General features: G+C 70.5%; 15 protein-coding genes. 9 read left to right on the plus strand and 6 right to left on the minus strand.

What is annotated here, in order from left to right; genetic code table 11:
* Nucleotides 1–89 precede the first annotated feature (89 nt).
* The 3 genes from ABD108_RS13515 to truB are packed head-to-tail and all read left to right on the plus strand — an operon-like array spanning nucleotide 90 to nucleotide 2,639.
* Nucleotides 90–1,076 (plus strand): metallophosphoesterase family protein, encoded by a 987-nt coding sequence (locus tag ABD108_RS13515; protein ID WP_220659218.1) that lies wholly within the window; start codon nucleotides 90–92, stop codon nucleotides 1,074–1,076.
* Nucleotides 1,076–1,744, plus strand: coding sequence for a 4'-phosphopantetheinyl transferase family protein (locus tag ABD108_RS13520; protein ID WP_220659634.1), 669 nt, complete (start codon nucleotides 1,076–1,078; stop codon nucleotides 1,742–1,744). Before ABD108_RS13515 ends, ABD108_RS13520 begins: the two co-directional genes overlap by 1 nt.
* A 1-nt stretch (nucleotide 1,745) precedes the next feature.
* Nucleotides 1,746–2,639, plus strand: a complete 894-nt coding sequence (truB, locus tag ABD108_RS13525) for a tRNA pseudouridine(55) synthase TruB (protein ID WP_220659217.1) — start codon at nucleotides 1,746–1,748, stop codon at nucleotides 2,637–2,639.
* Nucleotide 2,640: 1 nt separating this feature from the next.
* Here truB and ABD108_RS13530 read toward each other — a convergent pair whose 3' ends face one another.
* Nucleotides 2,641–3,762 (minus strand): citrate/2-methylcitrate synthase, encoded by a 1,122-nt coding sequence (locus tag ABD108_RS13530; protein WP_220659216.1) that lies wholly within the window; start codon nucleotides 3,760–3,762, stop codon nucleotides 2,641–2,643.
* A gap of 54 nt (nucleotides 3,763–3,816) precedes the next feature.
* Here ABD108_RS13530 and ABD108_RS13535 point away from each other — a divergent pair, with 54 nt between their 5' ends.
* Both ABD108_RS13535 and ABD108_RS13540 read left to right on the plus strand, forming a co-directional pair.
* Complete coding sequence (locus ABD108_RS13535; RefSeq protein WP_220659215.1) at nucleotides 3,817–4,890, plus strand: citrate/2-methylcitrate synthase; 1,074 nt, start codon at nucleotides 3,817–3,819, stop codon at nucleotides 4,888–4,890.
* Nucleotides 4,887–5,558: a DNA alkylation repair protein gene (locus ABD108_RS13540; protein ID WP_220659214.1), complete on the plus strand. Its 672-nt coding sequence runs from the start codon at nucleotides 4,887–4,889 to the stop codon at nucleotides 5,556–5,558. Before ABD108_RS13535 ends, ABD108_RS13540 begins: the two co-directional genes overlap by 4 nt.
* Here the strand turns inward: ABD108_RS13540 and ABD108_RS13545 are convergent.
* Nucleotides 5,492–6,697: a Cmx/CmrA family chloramphenicol efflux MFS transporter gene (locus tag ABD108_RS13545; protein WP_220659213.1), complete on the minus strand. Its 1,206-nt coding sequence runs from the start codon at nucleotides 6,695–6,697 to the stop codon at nucleotides 5,492–5,494. The genes ABD108_RS13540 and ABD108_RS13545 overlap by 67 nt on opposite strands.
* Nucleotides 6,697–7,452 (minus strand): SDR family oxidoreductase, encoded by a 756-nt coding sequence (locus ABD108_RS13550; RefSeq protein ID WP_220659212.1) that lies wholly within the window; start codon nucleotides 7,450–7,452, stop codon nucleotides 6,697–6,699. The genes ABD108_RS13545 and ABD108_RS13550 overlap by 1 nt, the downstream gene beginning before the upstream one ends.
* Nucleotides 7,453–7,530: 78 nt before the next feature.
* On the opposite strand from ABD108_RS13550, the gene ABD108_RS13555 reads away from it, so the two are divergent.
* A complete protein-coding gene (locus ABD108_RS13555; protein ID WP_220659211.1) occupies nucleotides 7,531–8,133 on the plus strand; it encodes a TetR/AcrR family transcriptional regulator in 603 nt (200 codons plus the stop codon).
* Between the two features lie 129 nt (nucleotides 8,134–8,262).
* Here ABD108_RS13555 and ABD108_RS13560 read toward each other — a convergent pair whose 3' ends face one another.
* Nucleotides 8,263–8,973, minus strand: a complete 711-nt coding sequence (locus ABD108_RS13560; protein WP_344184508.1) for a metal-dependent transcriptional regulator — start codon at nucleotides 8,971–8,973, stop codon at nucleotides 8,263–8,265.
* 34 nt (nucleotides 8,974–9,007) lie between these two features.
* Here ABD108_RS13560 and ABD108_RS13565 point away from each other — a divergent pair, with 34 nt between their 5' ends.
* The 3 genes from ABD108_RS13565 to ABD108_RS13575 all read left to right on the plus strand — a co-directional run bounded on the left by ABD108_RS13565 (nucleotide 9,008) and on the right by ABD108_RS13575 (nucleotide 12,098).
* Nucleotides 9,008–9,970, plus strand: coding sequence for a bifunctional riboflavin kinase/FAD synthetase (locus ABD108_RS13565; RefSeq protein ID WP_220659210.1), 963 nt, complete (start codon nucleotides 9,008–9,010; stop codon nucleotides 9,968–9,970).
* Between the two features lie 88 nt (nucleotides 9,971–10,058).
* Nucleotides 10,059–10,328 carry a 30S ribosomal protein S15 gene (gene rpsO / locus ABD108_RS13570; RefSeq protein WP_220659209.1) on the plus strand — a complete coding sequence of 90 codons (270 nt, stop codon included), beginning with the start codon at nucleotides 10,059–10,061 and terminating at the stop codon, nucleotides 10,326–10,328.
* Between the two features lie 153 nt (nucleotides 10,329–10,481).
* The gene (locus tag ABD108_RS13575) at nucleotides 10,482–12,098 is read left to right on the plus strand and encodes an alkaline phosphatase D family protein (RefSeq protein ID WP_343930549.1); all 1,617 of its coding nucleotides are present in this window, start codon (nucleotides 10,482–10,484) and stop codon (nucleotides 12,096–12,098) included.
* A 2-nt stretch (nucleotides 12,099–12,100) separates the two neighbouring features.
* Here the strand turns inward: ABD108_RS13575 and ABD108_RS13580 are convergent, their stop codons facing one another.
* Nucleotides 12,101–12,844, minus strand: coding sequence for an SDR family oxidoreductase (locus ABD108_RS13580; RefSeq protein ID WP_220659207.1), 744 nt, complete (start codon nucleotides 12,842–12,844; stop codon nucleotides 12,101–12,103).
* A 52-nt stretch (nucleotides 12,845–12,896) separates the two neighbouring features.
* Nucleotides 12,897–16,256 carry a bifunctional lysylphosphatidylglycerol synthetase/lysine--tRNA ligase LysX gene (gene lysX, locus ABD108_RS13585; protein WP_220659206.1) on the minus strand — a complete coding sequence of 1,120 codons (3,360 nt, stop codon included), beginning with the start codon at nucleotides 16,254–16,256 and terminating at the stop codon, nucleotides 12,897–12,899.
* Between the last annotated feature and the right edge of the window lie 221 nt (nucleotides 16,257–16,477).

The raw sequence follows: 16,477 nt of genomic DNA on the forward strand, positions 1-16,477 counted from the left end.
CGGACATTAGGGTTACCTTGCCTAAATTCTTGGGATCGCATCGCCGTGCGGCGTCGGTGGCGCGACGCACCGGCCGGTAGCGTGGAGGGGTGGCGAAGCTCTTTGCGATCAGTGACCTGCACGTCGGGCATCGCGGCAACGAGGTGATCGTCGAGCGGATCCAGCCGGAGTCGCCGGACGACTGGCTGATCCTGGCGGGTGACATCTGCGAGCGCACGGATGCGCTCGACGAGGTGCTGGCCGCCGTGGCCCCGCGGTTCGCGAAGGTCATCTGGGTGCCCGGCAACCACGAGCTCTACACCACCGCGAAGGACCCGATGCAGGTCTTCGGCGAGGCCCGCTACGACCATCTCGTGGACCTGTGCCGCAGCCACGGCGTGCTCACGCCGGAGGACCCGTACCCCGTTTTCGACGATCCCGAGCTCGGACCCGTGACGCTGGTGCCGATGTTCCTGCTCTACGACTACACCTTCCGCGACGCCGATAAGACCGCGCTGCAGGCGCTGGCCGCGGCGCGCGAGAACAACGTGGTGGCCACCGACGAGTTCCTGCTCTCGGCCGAGCCCTACGCCACCCGCGACGCCTGGTGCCGGGCGCGACTGGAGTACACGCGTCGCCGGCTGGCCGCGCTGCCCGCGGACACGAAGACGGTGCTGATCAACCACTGGCCGCTGCGCCGCGAGCCCACCGAGGTGCTGTTCTATCCGGACTTCGCGCTGTGGTGCGGCACGGTCGAGACCGCGGATTGGCACGTGCGGTACAACGCCGAGGCGGCGGTGTACGGGCACCTGCACATTCCGCGCACCACCTGGTACGACGGGGTGCGGTTCGAGGAGGTGTCGGTGGGCTATCCGCGGGAGTGGAAGCAGCGCGGGCTGCCCGAGCCCTTCCTGCGGCAGATCCTGCCCGCTCCCGGTTACACCGAGGAATCGCTGGGCGAGTACGGCGTGCACTTCACCGTGGATCCGGCGGAGGCGGCGAAGGCACGGGAACGAGTAGCGAACATGCGCGATGCGGCGCGCCAGCGCGTGGCGGAGCGCCGGGCGGCGCGCGAGGCCCGGGAGGGGAAGAAGTGATCCTGCAGTCGATGATGCCGCGGGGAGTGGTGGCACGGGAGTCCCACTCCGATGTGGACGCCCCGCTGCATCCGCGGGAGGCCGCGCAGATCGCCAAGGCGGTCCCCAAGCGTCAGGCCGAGTATGCGACGGTGCGTTATCTGGCGCGGGACGCGCTGGGCGAGTTGGGCATCGGCGATGCCGTGCTGGTCAAAGGCGAGGGCGGCGGTGTCGACTGGCCGCGCAATGTGGTCGGCGCGCTCACCCATTGCGACGGCTACCGCGGCGCGGTGGTGGGCTACCGGATGGGGGTGCGCACCATCGGGATCGACGCTGAGCCGCACCTACCGCTCCCGGACAAGGTGCTGCCCTCGGTGTCGGTCGAGTCCGAGCGCGAGGTGCTCGCCGCCCGCCCCGAGGACGGCCTGCACTGGGACCGGCTCCTGTTCTGCGCCAAGGAGGCCACGTACAAGGCCTGGAACCCGATCACGGGCCGGTGGCTGGGTTTCGAGGACGCGGAGATCACCTTCGAGCTCGGTGCGCGGACCGACGACGCCGCCGAGGGAACGTTCCACTCGCGGATCCTGATCGACGGGAAGGCGACGGACGGCGGGGCTCCGGTCGCCTCCTTCGACGGCCGGTGGCGCATCGTCGACGGCCTCATCGTGACCTCGATCGCGGTGGTGTGAGGTGGCCTATCTCGAACCGGACGGCGCCGGACTGATCATCGTCGACAAGCCGGCGGGCCTCACCAGTCACGACGTGGTTGCGCGCTGCCGCCGCGCAATGGGCACCCGGAAGGTGGGCCACGCGGGCACACTCGATCCGATGGCGACGGGCGTGCTGGTGATCGGCATCGAACGTGCCACGAAACTGCTCGGCCACCTCGCGCTCACCACCAAGGCCTACTCCGCCACCGTCCGGCTCGGGGCCAGTACCTCGACCGACGACGCCGAGGGCGAGATCACCGGCGGCGCCGCGGCGTCCGGGATCTCGGAGGCCGAGGTCCTGGCCGCCATGGTGCCGCTCACCGGCGATATCGAGCAGGTGCCGTCCTCCGTGAGCGCCATCAAGGTCGACGGTAAGCGGGCGCACCAGTTGGTCCGGGAGGGAGCGGACGTGCAGCTCAAGGCGCGCCCGGTGCGGGTCGACGAGTTCTCGGCGTCGGCCTTCCGGCGCGACGGCGATTTCCTCGATGTCGATGTGCACGTGGAGTGCTCATCGGGCACCTACGTGCGGGCGCTGGCCCGGGACCTCGGCGCGGCGCTCGGCGTGGGTGGCCACCTGACCGCGCTGCGCCGCACCCGCGTCGGGCCCTTCGGGCTGGACCAGGCGATCACGATCGACGATCTCTTCGAGCAGCCGCGCCTGTCGTACGACATCGACGCCGCCGTGGCAACGGGTTTCGCGGTGCGTGAGATCACCGAGGAGCAGGCCGTCGACCTCTCGCTGGGGCGGTGGCTCGAACCGATCGGGATGCCCGGCGTGTACGCCGCCGTGGCGCCCGGCGGACGGGCCATCGCACTGCTCGAGGAGTCCGGCAAGCGGGCGAGCTCGGTCTTCGTGGTGCGGCCCGCCGCCTGAATCACACGCCCGGGATCGGTGCGGGGCCCACGTAGCGCGCGGACGGCCGGATGATCTTGCCGTCGCGGGCCTGTTCGAGGATGTTCGCGGTCCAGCCGACCACGCGGGCCACTGCGAAGGTGGGGGTGAACATCGACGGCGGCAGGCCGGCCTCGCTCATCACGACCCCCGCGTAGTACTCGACGTTCGCGTACAGCCTGCGGCCCGGCTTGAGTTCGTTGATGGCCGATTCGATCTCGCGCTCCACCGCGGTGGCCCGCCGCACCAGCGCGCTGTCGTAACCCATCGCGACCTGCTTGAGCAGTTCCGAGCGCGGGTCGTGCGTGCGGTACACGGCGTGCCCGAAACCCATGATCTTCTCCTCGTTCGCGATCCGTTCGCGCACCCAGGCGCGGGTGTTCGACGGGTCGCCGATCGCGTCGAGTGCGGCGAGAGCGCGGCTCGGCGCGCCGCCGTGCAGGGGGCCGAGGAAGGCGCCGACCGCCCCCAGTAGGCAGGAGGCCATATCCGATCCGGCGGAGGCGATCACGCGTCCGGCGAAGGTCGAGGCGTTGAAGCCGTGGTCGATCGTGGCCACGAGATAGGTCTGCACGGCGGCCACATCCCTCGGATTCGCTGCGCCGGTGGCCATCCGCAGGTAGTCGGCCGCGTGTGCCGCCTCCGGATCGGGGTCGAGCACGTCCAGTCCGTTCGCCAGACGGTGCGCCGCCGCCAGGATGGTGGGGAAGGCCGCCGCGTAGCGCAGCGCCGCCTCCCGCCGGGCCTCCTCCGGGAGGTCGAGCATCGGGCGATCGTCGAGGCCGAGCGCGGAGAGGGCGATCCGCAGGGCGCGCAGCGGGTCGGCGCCCTCGGTGACCGTGGCGCGCAGCAGGTCCACGGTGCCGCCGGGGATCGCACGCAGCTCGCCGATGCGGCGGGCGAAGACGGCGGACTGCTCGGGGGTGGGGAGTGCGCCGTCGAGCATGAGCTGCCAGACGTCCTCGAACGGGCGGGTGCGGGCGAGCACGGTGGCGTCGCGGTCGCGGTAGTGGAAGAAGCCCTGTTCACCGCGGACGTCACCGAGTTCGGTGTCGGCCACGACGACGTTCTTGAGTCCGCGCGGGGCGGTGATCGCACTGGTCATGCCCCGAGTCTGGCGATGTTGATCAATGTCTGCAATGTTGATTGAATCAACCCTGTGGACACCTGGATCACCACGACGGAGGCCGCGCAGCGGCTCGGGGTGAAGCGCGGCACGCTGTACTCCTACGTGAGCCGCGGCGTGCTCGTCTCGCGCCGGATGCCGGGGCAGGCGGAGTCGCTGTTCGATCGGACGCAGATCGATTCGCTGGCCGCCGCCAAACACGACGGCCGGCGCGAGGCCGAGCGGCTACTGCGGTTCCGGGCCGTGACCACCCGGGTCTCGGCGTTGCGCGACGATCGGTTGTTCCTGCGCGGACGGTCGATCGAATCCGTGTGCACGGCGATGGATTTCGGCGGCGCCTCCCGCTTCGTGCTGCAGACCGCGGTGGCGCACCCACCGCCGGACGTGGCGCTCGACGTCGCGCGGGCCGTGAGCCTGGAGCGGCGCATCCCACTCGCCGTGGCGCTACTCGCCGCACACGATCCGCTGCGGGCGGACCGCTCCTCGGTGGCTGAGCGGGCGCTGGGGTTGCTCCCCGTACTCGCGGACCTGGTCCCGGAGGTGCGGCTCGATCATCCGTGGATCGATGCACTCGCGACCTGTCTCATCGACAACGGTCTCGCCGCCTCCACCACGGCGGCCCGGGTCGCGGCCTCCGCCCGGGCCGGCCTGCTCGACGCCCTCGTGGCCGGCTACGGCGCCATGTCCGGACCGCTGCACGGCGGTGCCCCGCTCGCGGCGTACCGGCTGCTGGAGAGGGTGCTGCGTGGTGACGACGTGGACGAGGTGATCGCCGAATCGGCCGGTGGCGGAGCCGTCCCCGGGTTCGGGCACATCGTGTACACCGATCACGATCCGCGGGCGACCGTGGTGCTCGACCTGGTGCGCGCCCAGCGGCCGGAGGCACCCGCGCTCGCGGCGCTCGCCGCGGTGGCGGAGCGGGTGGACCGCCGCATCAACATCGATCTCGCGGGTGCGGTCGTCGCGTTGACGCTGGAACTGCCGCCGCAGACGGGCGAGGTGCTGTTCCAGTACGGTCGCACCGTGGGGATGGCCGCGCACATCGCCGAGGAGTACGACGAGGCGCCGCTGCGGTGGCGCGGATCGAACAGCGGGGGAGAGCGATGACCGCACTGGCCGAGGCGATCCGGGCGGACCTGCGCGCCGCCGCCGATCCCGAACGGGCGCCGAAGATGCAGGCCTACATGAAATCGACGATGCCCTTCCTCGGTGTTCCGGCGCCGCTGGCACGCTCGATCACCTCCGCGGCCCGGCGCGAGCACACACCGACCGATCTCGACGATCTGCTCGGCACCGTGAACGACCTGTGGGACGGCGCCGCCTACCGCGAGGAGCGCTACGCCGCTCAGCACCTGCTCCGTGGGCGGCTCACCAAGGGCCGGTTCGATCTGCTGCCGCTGCACGAGCACATCGCGGTCACCGGGGCCTGGTGGGATCACGTGGACGAGGTGGCCCGCCACATCGCTGATCTGCACGACGAGTACCCCGACCGGACCGCCGATGCCGTGCGGTTGTGGAGCCGGGGCGAGAACCTGTGGCTGCGCCGGCTGGCGATCATCTCGCAGCTCGGCCGCAAGGACCGGCTCGACACCGCGCTGCTGACCGAGGTGATCGAACCGGCCCTGTCCGAATCGGAGTTCTTCCTCCGCAAGGCGATCGGGTGGGCGCTGCGTGAGCACGCCAAGACCGATCCCGCATGGGTCCGCGATTACGTGGCCGAACACGAGGACGTGCTGAGCGGGCTGTCCACACGCGAGGCGCTCAAGAACCTCTGACGCTGCATCCGCGCATCCGCCAGGACCAGCGCCACGGCAACCGCCGCGAGGACGGCACCGGCGACCGGCAGTGCGCGGTAGCCCAGTCCCTGATCGAGTAGGGCGCCACCGAACCAGGGACCGAAGGCGATGCCCACGTTGAAGGCGGCGGCGGTGAAGGCGGGCGCCAGGGCCGGTGCGCCGGGAGCCAATCCGAAGATCCTCGAGTTCAACACCGGGTTGGTCACGAAGCCCGCGGCGCCGAGCGCCCCGGCCGCGATCGCAGTCGGAATCGCCTGGGGGAGAGCCGCCGCCAGGACTAGCGAGACGATCGCCAGGGCCGCGGTACCCGCGACCAGGGTCGACATCGGGTGCCGGTCCGCGATGCGTCCGCCGAGCGCGATGCCCCCGACCGCACCGACCCCGTACAGCGCCAGCACCAGCGGGACGGTGCTCGGTGCGAGCCGGGTGGTGTCGATGAGCATCGCGCCGAGGTAGCCGAACGAGATCAACAGTGCCGCCACGGACGTCGCAGTGATGGCGTAGGAGAGCCACAGCCGGGGGACGCGCAGTCCCCGGATCTCCTCCCGGGGGCGCGCCGACGCGCCACCGCCGACGTCCCGCGGCACCGTCACGGCCACCGCGATTCCCGCCACCGCGGTGGCGACCGCGACGGCCAGGAAGGTCGCCCGCCATCCCGCGTGCTGTCCGAGCACGGTTCCCGCGGGCAGGCCGATCACGGTGGCCACGGTGAGCCCGCCCGCGATCACGCTCATCGCCCGCCCGCGCCGGTCCGCGGGGACCAGCGCCATCGCGGTGGTGGCGGCCACCGCCCAGAAGCCCGCGTAGACGAAGGCGCCCGCGAAGCGCATCGCGAGGAGCACCGCGAACGAGTCCGTGGCGGCGCTGATCAGGTGGGTGACGGCGAAGACCGCGGTGAACACCAGCAGCGCGCGCCGCTTGGGCCAGCGCAGGGTGGCCAGCGCCAGCACCGGTGCGCCCACCATCATGCCGACGGCGAAGCCCGAGATCAGGAGTCCCGCACGGGGAATGGATATTCCGAGGTCGACGGCGAGCTCGGGCAGCAGCCCGGCGAGCATCATCTCCGAGGTTCCCTGGGCGAAGATGCCGAATCCGAGGATCACGATGGCGAGGGGCATCAGAGCAGCGACCCTCCGCTGGCGTCGATCCACTGTCCCGTCACCCAGGCGGCGGCGTCGGATACCAGGAAGCCGACGATGCCCGCCACGTCCGCGGGCTGTCCGATTCGGCCGAGGGGTGAGTCGGCTGCCATGGCGGCGCGTCCCTCCTCGGTGGCGAGCCGGGCGGCGTTCATCTCGGTCGCGGTGCCGCCCGGACCCACGGCGTTGACGGTGATCGATCGGGGAGCGAGTTCTTTGGCCAGGGCGTAGGTGAGTGCGTCGACCGCGGCCTTCGACATCGCGTAGGGCAGGAGGGAGGGGTTGTACGAGCCGTGGGTGAAGCGCGTGGAGATGTTCACGATCCGGCCGCCGTCGCGCAGGCGCGGGAGGCCGCGCTGCGTCACGAAGAAGGGGGCGCGGGCATTCACCGCGTGCACCAGATCGAAGGCGTCCACCGTGACGTCCTGGAACGGGAGCCGCCCGCCGAGGATGCCGGCGTTGTTGATCAGGATGTCGACGCCGTCGAAGTGGGCGTCGTACTCGGTCCACAGCGTCTCGGCGTCTCCCGTCGTTCCCAGTTCGGCCGCGATGGCCACCGCGGCGCCGCCCCCGGCCTCGATCCGCTCCACGGTCTCCCGGGCGGCGTCGGCGTTGCTGCCGTAGTGCACGGCGACCCGCGCGCCGCGGGCGCCGAGGTTCTCCGCGATCGCCCTGCCGATCCCGCGCCCGCCGCCGGTGACCAGCGCTGACTTGCCGGTCAGGTCCTGTTCCATGTCGCTCCTCCAATAACGTAGTGATCGTTACGGAAGTACCGTAGCAGATTACGTAGCGATCGCTATAGAATGTCTTGCATGGCTACCTCGACCCGCGGGCGACCGCGTTCCTTCGATCGGGATGCGGCGCTGGATGCGGCCGCGAAGCTGTTCTGGGAACGCGGCTACGAGGCGACCTCGGTGCGCGACCTCACGGAGCGGCTGGGGGTGGAGGCGCCCAGCCTGTATCGCGCCTTCGGTGACAAGCGCAGCCTGTTCGAGGAGGCGGTCGGGGAGTACGACCGTCGGTACGGCGGATTCATCGACCTCGCGCTCGCGGAGGGGGCGACGGCGCGGGACGCCGCGATCCGGCTGCTCACCGAGGGGCCGGCGCGGTACACCCGCGACGGGCTGCCGCGGGGCTGTCTGGTCGTCAGTGGCGACGCGGGAACCGCGGACGAGGGTGTCGCCGGATGGATGATCGCGATGCGATCGGCCAACGTCGCGCGACTGACGGACCGCATCCGGCGCGACGTCGCCGCCGGCGAGTTGCCCGCCGATGTCGATCCGCAGGCGTTGGCCCGATTCACGATGAGTTCGCTCAACGGGCTCGCCGAGGCGGCCCGCGAGGGCGTCCCGCTGGTGGAGTTGGAGGCGGTCGCCGCGATCGCCCGCGGCGTGTGGGAACGAATCAACGATTGATTGTCGGGTCAGTTGATTTCATGGTGGAGGCATGCGCACCGTGCCGCGCCGAAGTACGCGCACAACGCGGTCACGCTCCTTATGGTGCTGCGCGCCGCCGGCTGGGCGTACGCCCGGCGCGGCGCCTGGTCAGTCCCGGACCCAGATCGACTGGGCGGCCACATCTCCCAGGTCGAGGGGCGCACCGTCGTTGACGGTAACCGCGATCGTCCCGAGGAACTTGCGTAGTTCCACCACGTCGATGCGTGCGTCGGGCGCGATGCCCACCTCTTGGAAGTAGCGCAGCATCTCCGGGTCGGCGTCGGAGATCCGGGCCACGGTGCACGTCTGCCCCGCGCCGAGCTCCGAGAGCAGCCGGGCGTCGGGCGTGGGGACGGTGCCGTCGGGTTGGGGGATCGGATCGCCGTGCGGATCGCGCTCGGGGAAGCCGAGCCGCTCGTCGAGCCGGGCCAGGAACCGCTCGGAGACGGCGTGCTCGAGGACCTCGGCCTCGTCGTGCACCTCGTCCCAGCCGTAGCCCAGTTCCGACACCAGGAAGGTCTCCAGGAGCCGGTGGCGCCGCACCATCGCGGTGGCCGCCGCCCGGCCGGCATCGGTCAGGGTCACCGCGCCGTACTTGGCGTGATTGACCAGACCTTGATCGGCGAGTTTGCGGATGGCCTCGGACGCGGTGGAGGCGGAGACGCCGAGCGCATCGGAGAGCGACTTCGTGCTGACCTTCACATCGGACCACTCCTGAGCGGTCCAGATCTGCTTCAGGTAGTCCTGTGTGACCGCGGACAGCTCGCTCACGGGCCGGGCGGGGGCGGGCCGCGAATCAGACAGGGGAGGCTTACTCACGCGTCCACCATAGGCGGTCCGATAGGGTGAGTGCGTGCTTCGCTGGCGAGGGCTCGATGACGTTCCCGCGGACTGGGGACGCTGTGTGGTGACGATCGGCGTGTTCGACGGTGTACACCGCGGACACGCCCAATTGATCGCACGGGCGACCGCGGAGGCGCATGCCCGCGGCCTGCCGGCCGTGCTCATGACCTTCGACCCCCATCCCGCCGAAGTGGTGCGGCCCGGATCGCATCCGCCGCAACTGACCACGCTCACGCGGCGCGCCGAACTCGCCGAGGAGCTCGGCATCGACGTCTTCTGCGTGATGCCCTTCACCGCCACCGTCATGGCGCAGCCGGCCGAGGATTTCGTGCATTCCGTTCTGGTCGAGCGCCTGCACGCCGCCGCCGTGGTGGTGGGCGACAACTTCACCTTCGGATACCGCGCCCTCGGCAACGTCGAGATGCTCACCACGCTGGGCCGCAAATTCGGCTTCTCAGTGGATTCGGTGCCGCTGCTCACCGAGCACGCCGTGACCTTCTCGTCGACCTACATCCGGTCCTGTGTCGACGCGGGCGATGTGGCCGCCGCCGCGGAGGCGCTCGGGCGCCCGCACCGCGTCGAGGGCGTCGTCGTGCGCGGCGACGGCCGCGGCCGGGAGCTGGGTTTCCCGACCGCCAATGTCGCGCCGCCGATGTTCGCCGCGATCCCCGCGGACGGCGTGTACGCGGCGTGGTTCACGGTGCTCGGCGCCGGCCCGGTCGTGGGCCAGGTGACGCCGGGGGAGCGGTACCCCGCCGCCGTGTCGGTGGGCAGCAACCCCACCTTCTCGGGGCGCACGCGCACCGTCGAGGCTTTCGTGCTCGACACCTCCGCCGACCTCTACGGCCAGCACGTGGCGGTCGACTTCGTGGAGCGCGTGCGCGGCATGGTGCGCTTCGATTCGATCGACGAGCTGCTCGAAGCCATGAGCGGCGATGTCGACAGGACCCGGACGATTCTGGGAATCGCCTGACCTCTGGTAAGTTGGTTGATCGTGCCTGCTGTGGTTCGCGGCGGCGGCACGGATGTAGCGACGCGATACTGAAACAAGGAGCCGATCCATGGCGCTCACCACTGAGCAGAAGAAGTCCATCCTCGCCGAGTACGGCCTGCACGAGACCGACACCGGTTCTCCCGAGGCCCAGGTCGCGATGCTGACCAAGCGCATCGTCGACCTCACCGAGCACCTCAAGACCCACAAGCACGATCACCACAGCCGTCGCGGCCTGCTGCTGCTCGTCGGCCGTCGTCGCCGTCTGCTGAAGTACGTCGCCTCGGTCGACATCAACCGCTACCGCACGCTCATCGAGCGTCTCGGCCTGCGCCGCTAAGAGTTCTTCACCGACGGCCCGCTCCCGGAACTCGGGGGCGGGCCGTCGGCGTTTGACCTCCGGGTGCGGTTCATCGGTCCTTCACCTCCCCGGGTCGCGGCGGCCACCTCGGGGTGTCGCCCGGGTCACATTGGCCCGGTAACACCAGTACCCATGTCGCAACGATCAGCCACGTTCGATGTCCTGCCCGACCGCAGCCTCGCCGCGGGTACCTCCCGCCGCCGGTTCATGACCTGGATGGGCCTGGTGGGCGGAGTCGCCTTCACCCCGCAGCTGATGGGCGGGCCCATCGCCGCAGCGCAGCCGCTCGAGTCGGGTGACCCGTTCACGCTGGGGGTCGCCTCGGGCGATCCGCTGCCCGACGGCGTGGTGCTGTGGACACGACTCGCACGCAGTCCGTTGCAGCCCGGTGGCGGCATGCCCGACCGGCCGGTCGCCGTCCAGTGGGAGATCGCCGCGGACCGCGGTTTCCGCTCGGTGATCCAGCGCGGCGAGACCGCCGCCGTGCCGCAGGACGGCCACAGCGTGCACGTCGACGTGCGGGGCCTGCGTTCGGCCACCGATTACTACTACCGATTCCGCAGCGGTCCCGATGTCTCGCCGATCGGCCGGACCCGAACGGCGCCCGCGGCCGGGGCCCGGGTGAGCGCCTTGTCCTTCGCCGTCGTCTCCTGCCAGGCCTGGACCGACGGCTACTTCAACGCCTTCGCCGATCTGGCCGCCGCGGCGCCCGATGTGGTCTTCCACCTCGGCGATTACGTCTACGAGTACGAGATCAAGCCCGCGACGGTGCGCCGGCCCACCACGGAGGTGCCCCAGTCGGCCTGGACCGAGATGACCACGCTGGCCGATTGCCGCGACCGCTACGCGCTCTACAAACTCGATCCCGACCTGCAGGCCGCGCACCGAGCGGCACCGTTCATCTGCGCGTACGACGACCACGAGGTCGAGAACAACTGGGCCGCGGGGATTCCGGAGAAGGGGCAATCGCCGTCGGAGTTCATCGTGCGTCGCGCGGCTGCCTTCAAGGCCTGGTGGGAGAACATGCCGGTGCGCGCCGCCCTGCGTCCGGACGGTCCGGACATCCGGATGTACCGGCGCTTCGACTTCGGCGATCTGGCCCGGTTCAGCGTGCTCGACACTCGGCAGTACCGCAGCGATCAGGCGAATGACGACAAGGCGAGCCCGCAGGATGCGGCGACGGCCGATCCCGCGCGCACGATCACGGGCGCGGCGCAGGAGAAGTGGATCCTCGACGGTCTCGCCACGGGCGGCGCACAGTGGAACGTGCTCGCGCATCAGACCACGATCGCCGATCTCGCGCGGAACACGGACGGTCGGCGGATCGTCTCGATGGACGGCTGGAGCGGCTACGAGGCATCGCGGTCCCGGATCCTCGACGGGGCCGCGCAGCGCCGGGTCTCCAACCTGGTCTCGATCGTCGGGGACATCCATCGCAACGTGGTCTCGGAGCTGAAGTCCACCTACACGCGTGAGGCTCCCACGGTCGGCGTGGAACTGGCGGGCACCTCGATCGCCTCGGGCAAGGACGGAAAAGACAGTGACGAGGCCGATAAGGCCATCAAGGCGGCCTCACCGCACGTGAAATTCGGTAACGCGCAGCGCGGCTACGTGCTCAACCGGCTGTCCCGGGATCAGTGGCGTGCGGAGTTCCGCGTGGCCGATTCGATCGCCAGCCGTGGACTGCCGCTGCACCGCCGCGCGGTGATCTCCATCCCCTCGGGGAGGCCCGAGATCACCGTCGACTGACATCAGCCGCGGCCGAGCAGCGTACCGCCGTTGACCTGGAGGATCTGGCCGGTGGTCCAGCCCGCGTCGGGCGCGGCGAGGTAGGAGACTGCGGCTGCCACCTCGGCGGGGGTGCCGGGACGGCCCGCGGGGATCTGCGCGATGCGGCTCTCCGCCAGTTCGGTGGTGAGCCGCTCGGACCAGAACTCGGTGTCGGGCACGAACCCCGGGGCCACCACGTTGACGGTGATGCCCTCGGCCGCGACCTCGGTTGCCAGGCCCAGCGACCAGCCGTGCAGCGCCGCCTTGGCCGCCCCGTAGGCCCCCGGACCGCGGAGACCGGCGATCGAGCTGATCGAGACGATCCGCGCGCCCGGCCGGGTGAGGTGCGGTCGCAGTGCCTCGGTGGTCAGTACCGCGGTGATCACGTTGAGCCGGAAGGCCTCCGTGTAGAGATCGGCCAGCTCGGTGAGCGTCGTGGGGGAGCGCCGGGGGTTGCCGCCCACGTTGTTGACCAGGACGTCCACGGTGCCCTGCTGCGTGGCGGCGCCCGCCAGCGCCTCGGCGCCCTCGGGCGTGGTGAGGTCCGCGGCGACGACCGAGACCAGCTCGGCACCGACTGCGGCGTTGATGGCCGCGGCGGTATCGGCGAGCACCTGCTGCCTGCGCCCGACGATGAGAACGTGGTCGCCGTCCTCGGCCAGCCGCTGTGCGATGGCCCTTCCGATTCCCGTTCCGCCACCGGTGACCACTGCTCGTCTCGACATAGTTAGAGCATCACACGAAATTCGCCGGTGCGCAGATCGAGCGCGACCCGGATCAGCGGTCCTGGGGTTTGATGAACGGGAAGGCCAGGGTGGCACGGATGTTCACGCCGGCGAGCAGCATGATGATGCGGTCCACGCCGATGCCGAGGCCGCCGGTGGGCGGCATCGCGTAGGAGAGCGCGTCGAGGAAGGACTCGTCGAGCTCCATCGCCTCGGGATCGCCCGCCGCCGCGGCCATGGACTGCTGGGTGAGCCGCTCGCGCTGGTCGATCGGGTCGGTCAGCTCGGTGTACGCGGTGCCCAGTTCGGCGCCGAAACCCACCAGGTCCCACTGCTCCGTCAGCCGGGGGTCCCGGCGATGCTTGCGGGCCAGCGGTGAGACCTCGATCGGGAAATCGCAGTAGAACGTGGGAAATTCGGTCTGCTTCTCGACCAGCCCCTCGTACAGCTCCATCACGAGCTTGCCCGCCGACGCCCCGGTCGGGGTCGCCACGTGCCAGTGGCGGCACAGTGCCTCGAGCTCCTCGACCTCGGTGTCGGGAGTCACCGAGGTACCCGTCGCGCGGGAGACGGCCTCGTGCACCGTGGTCACGGGCCACTCGGCGGTGAGATCCACTTCGCGGGTGCCGCCCTCGCCGTCGGGCCGGATCGCCACCGGGCGCCCGTTCACCGCGACGGCGGCGGCGAGGATCACCTCGCGGGTCAGGGTGCGCATCGTCGTGTAATCGCCGTACGCCTGATACGCCTCGAGCGAGGTGAACTCCGGATTGTGGGTGGCATCGGCGCCCTCGTTGCGGAAGTTCCGGTTGATCTCGAAGATCTTCCCCATCCCGCCCACGGCCAACCGCTTGAGGTACAGCTCGGGGGCGATGCGCAGGTACAGATCCATGTCGTAGGCGTTGATGTGGGTGGTGAACGGGCGCGCCGCGGCGCCGCCGTGCACCGATTGCAACATCGGCGTCTCGACCTCGGTGAAGCCGTGCCCCGCGAAGGTGGACCGCATCGACGCGACGGCGCGCGAGCGACGGTAGAGCAGATCGACCGCGCCCTCATCGGTCATGAGGTCGAGCGAGCGGTTGCGGGCCCTGGTCTCCTCGCCCAGGCGGACACGGGGTTTGGGTACCGGTGACAGGCACTTGCCGGCCATCGCCCAATCCTGCAGCAGCACCGACAGTTCACCGATGTGCGAGGTGACCATCTCCCCGGTCACCGACACCAGATCGCCCATGTCGATCGACTCCCGCCAGAAGGCGCGCCGATCGTCCGGGGTGCGCCCGCGTTCGGCGATCACCTGCAGCCGCGCACCGCCCTCGTGCAGATCGACGAAGGTGACGCCGCCGTAGTCGCGGATGCCGCGGATCCGCCCGGTCACCGAGACCTGCGTCCCCGTGGCGGAATCGGCGGCCAGCCCGGTCAGTCGCTCGCGCACCTCGGCGAGTGAGGCCGTCCGCGGCACCGATGGCGGATAGCCCGGCATCCCGGCGTCCTCCATCGCGGTGAGCTTGCGCCGCCGCACACGCTGCTGCTCGGAGAGCCTCGGGGCGGGCACCTCGCGGTGCAGTAGGCGCTCCTCCTCGGCGAGCAGGCGCACCACGAACTCGGGGTCGCGCTGATCCTGCTGATCGGGAACCTCGGGACCGGACAGGAACTTCGGGCCGATCTGGGGGAGGAAGCCCTCGGCGGTGCCGACCGCGATGCCCGCGCGGACTGCGGTGAGCGACGGGTCGTAGCAGAGGATCCGGGGCACCCAGTCGGGCCGGTACTTGTCGTTCGACCGGTACAGCGTCTCGAGCTGGTAGAACTTCGAGGCGAAACTCAGGACCGAATCCACCATCCGTGTGACCGGTCCCGCGCCGACCCGGTCGGCCTCGAAGAAGACCGCGCGGAAGACGGCGAAGTTCAACGAGATCCGCCGGATGCCGATCTCGGCGCTCTGCTCCACCAGCTTGGCCACCATGAACTCGTTGAGGCCGTTCTCGGCGTTGCGGTCGCGGCGCATCAGATCGAGCGAGAGGCCGCGGGTGCCCCACGGGACGAAGCTGAGCAGGCCGCGCACCTCACCGGTGGCGTCGTGGGCCGTGACCAGCACGCACCGTCCGTCCACGGGATCGCCGATCCGGTTGAGTGCCATGGAGAAACCGCGCTCGGTCTCCTCGCCGCGCCACTTCTCGGCGAGCTGCGCCACCTGGCTCAGTTCCTCCGCGGTGAGGTCGGCATGGCGACGCACGCGCAGGGTGTAGCCGGCGGTGCTCACGCGGGTCACGGCCTGCCGCACCGCGCGCATGTCGCGGCCCTTGAGCGTGAACCGGTCGACGTGGATGATCGCCTCGTCACCGATGTTGAGGGTGCGCAGCCCGGCGTCCTCGTAGACGGCGGCGCCGTCGGCGCTCGCCGCCAGGACGGCCGGGTACAGGCTGTGCCGGCGGCAGTCCTCCAGCCAGGCGTTCACCGCGGCGCGCCAGGATTCCCGGTCGCCGATCGGGTCGGCGCTGGCCATGGAGACCGGACCGACCACCCGGCTCGTGACCACGGCCCGACGGTCGGGCGCGGCGATCACCGACTTGTCGCGCCGGGTGGCGAAGTAGCCCAGCGAATCGTCCTCGCCGTAGGTCAGCAGCAGGCGCCGTACTTCCAGCTCCTCGGGCTCGGTCATCAGCTCGTCGCCGCGGCCGGCCCGCCAGAACGCCATCAGGGCCAGGATCAGCACCGTCGCCGACATGACACCGGCGAAGGAGTAGATCCAGGGCGGTCCCGAGTGTCCGTTGAGCATCAGGTCGAGCCGCCGGGGGAGGGAGACGCCGAAGGTGGAGCGCAGGGCCCACACCGCGATCTCGACGGGGCCGCGCAGCCTGCCCGGGAAGGTGAAGGTGAGCGCGAGCGTGATGAGGTACGACAGCAGCAGGCCGCCGGTGAGCACGCCGATCGCGGCGCGGCGCGAGCCGTGCGCGAGACGCGCCGGGAAGGCAGGCCGGGCTGAGATCGCCAGGGCCAGCGTCGCCGCGCTGACCGCCGCGGCCAGGGCCGCTCCCGGGAGGGAGTAGCGGACCTCGAAGTAGTTCGCCACCAGCCACGGGACGCGCGCGGACCCCTCGTCGCCCAGTTCCTCGGTGACGATGAGGCCGAGCACGAGGACGTTCGCGGCGACCTCGAGGGCCATCAGCGCACAGGCCACGGTGTGCGCCGCGCGGAGCCGCCGCCGGAGCGCTCCGCTGAGCACCGTGAGCAGCGCGACGAACAGGAGGCTGGGGAAGGCGGGGATGCCGAACACGCCCAGGATGTCGGCCGTGAAGTTGAAGAAGCGGTCGCCGCGGATCACCGCGCCGAGCAGCGAAACGACGGCCGCGAAGAACATGGCCCGCGCCAGCCAGGTGGCGGTGGCCTCGTTGGTCCGCTCGCGGACGCTCTGCTGCATCGGCTACCTCTCTCGGCGTGTGCGTACCGGCGTGTACGACTCACGTGGAAAAGACTCCAAATGATAGCCTTGACACAGGTCCGTCCGACGTCGGCGCCGGTGAAAGCCGGTCACGACGATGCGAAGCGCCACCACGGTGTCACTCCCTGCGGGGTGGTCCTCGGTAGTGGCCGCCGGAGTCCTGCGACAGCACGCTGTCCGCGGAGATTCCGACGGCTTCG

Origin of the sequence: Tsukamurella strandjordii (genome assembly GCF_039525985.1) — a bacterium.
Lineage (GTDB): Bacteria > Actinomycetota > Actinomycetes > Mycobacteriales > Mycobacteriaceae > Tsukamurella > Tsukamurella strandjordii.

What these genes read in the sequence shown, in the direction of transcription:
- ABD108_RS13530 (WP_220659216.1), bottom strand. Translation starts at nt 3,762, where the DNA reads ATGACCAGTGCGATCACCGCCCCGCGCGGACTCAAGAACGTCGTCGTG.
- ABD108_RS13540 (WP_220659214.1), top strand. Translation starts at nt 4,887, where the DNA reads ATGACCGCACTGGCCGAGGCGATCCGGGCGGACCTGCGCGCCGCCGCC.
- ABD108_RS13545 (WP_220659213.1), bottom strand. Translation starts at nt 6,697, where the DNA reads ATGCCCCTCGCCATCGTGATCCTCGGATTCGGCATCTTCGCCCAGGGA.
- ABD108_RS13550 (WP_220659212.1), bottom strand. Translation starts at nt 7,452, where the DNA reads ATGGAACAGGACCTGACCGGCAAGTCAGCGCTGGTCACCGGCGGCGGG.
- ABD108_RS13555 (WP_220659211.1), top strand. Translation starts at nt 7,531, where the DNA reads ATGGCTACCTCGACCCGCGGGCGACCGCGTTCCTTCGATCGGGATGCG.
- rpsO (WP_220659209.1), top strand. Translation starts at nt 10,059, where the DNA reads ATGGCGCTCACCACTGAGCAGAAGAAGTCCATCCTCGCCGAGTACGGC.
- ABD108_RS13575 (WP_343930549.1), top strand. Translation starts at nt 10,482, where the DNA reads ATGTCGCAACGATCAGCCACGTTCGATGTCCTGCCCGACCGCAGCCTC.
- ABD108_RS13580 (WP_220659207.1), bottom strand. Translation starts at nt 12,844, where the DNA reads ATGTCGAGACGAGCAGTGGTCACCGGTGGCGGAACGGGAATCGGAAGG.
- lysX (WP_220659206.1), bottom strand. Translation starts at nt 16,256, where the DNA reads ATGCAGCAGAGCGTCCGCGAGCGGACCAACGAGGCCACCGCCACCTGG.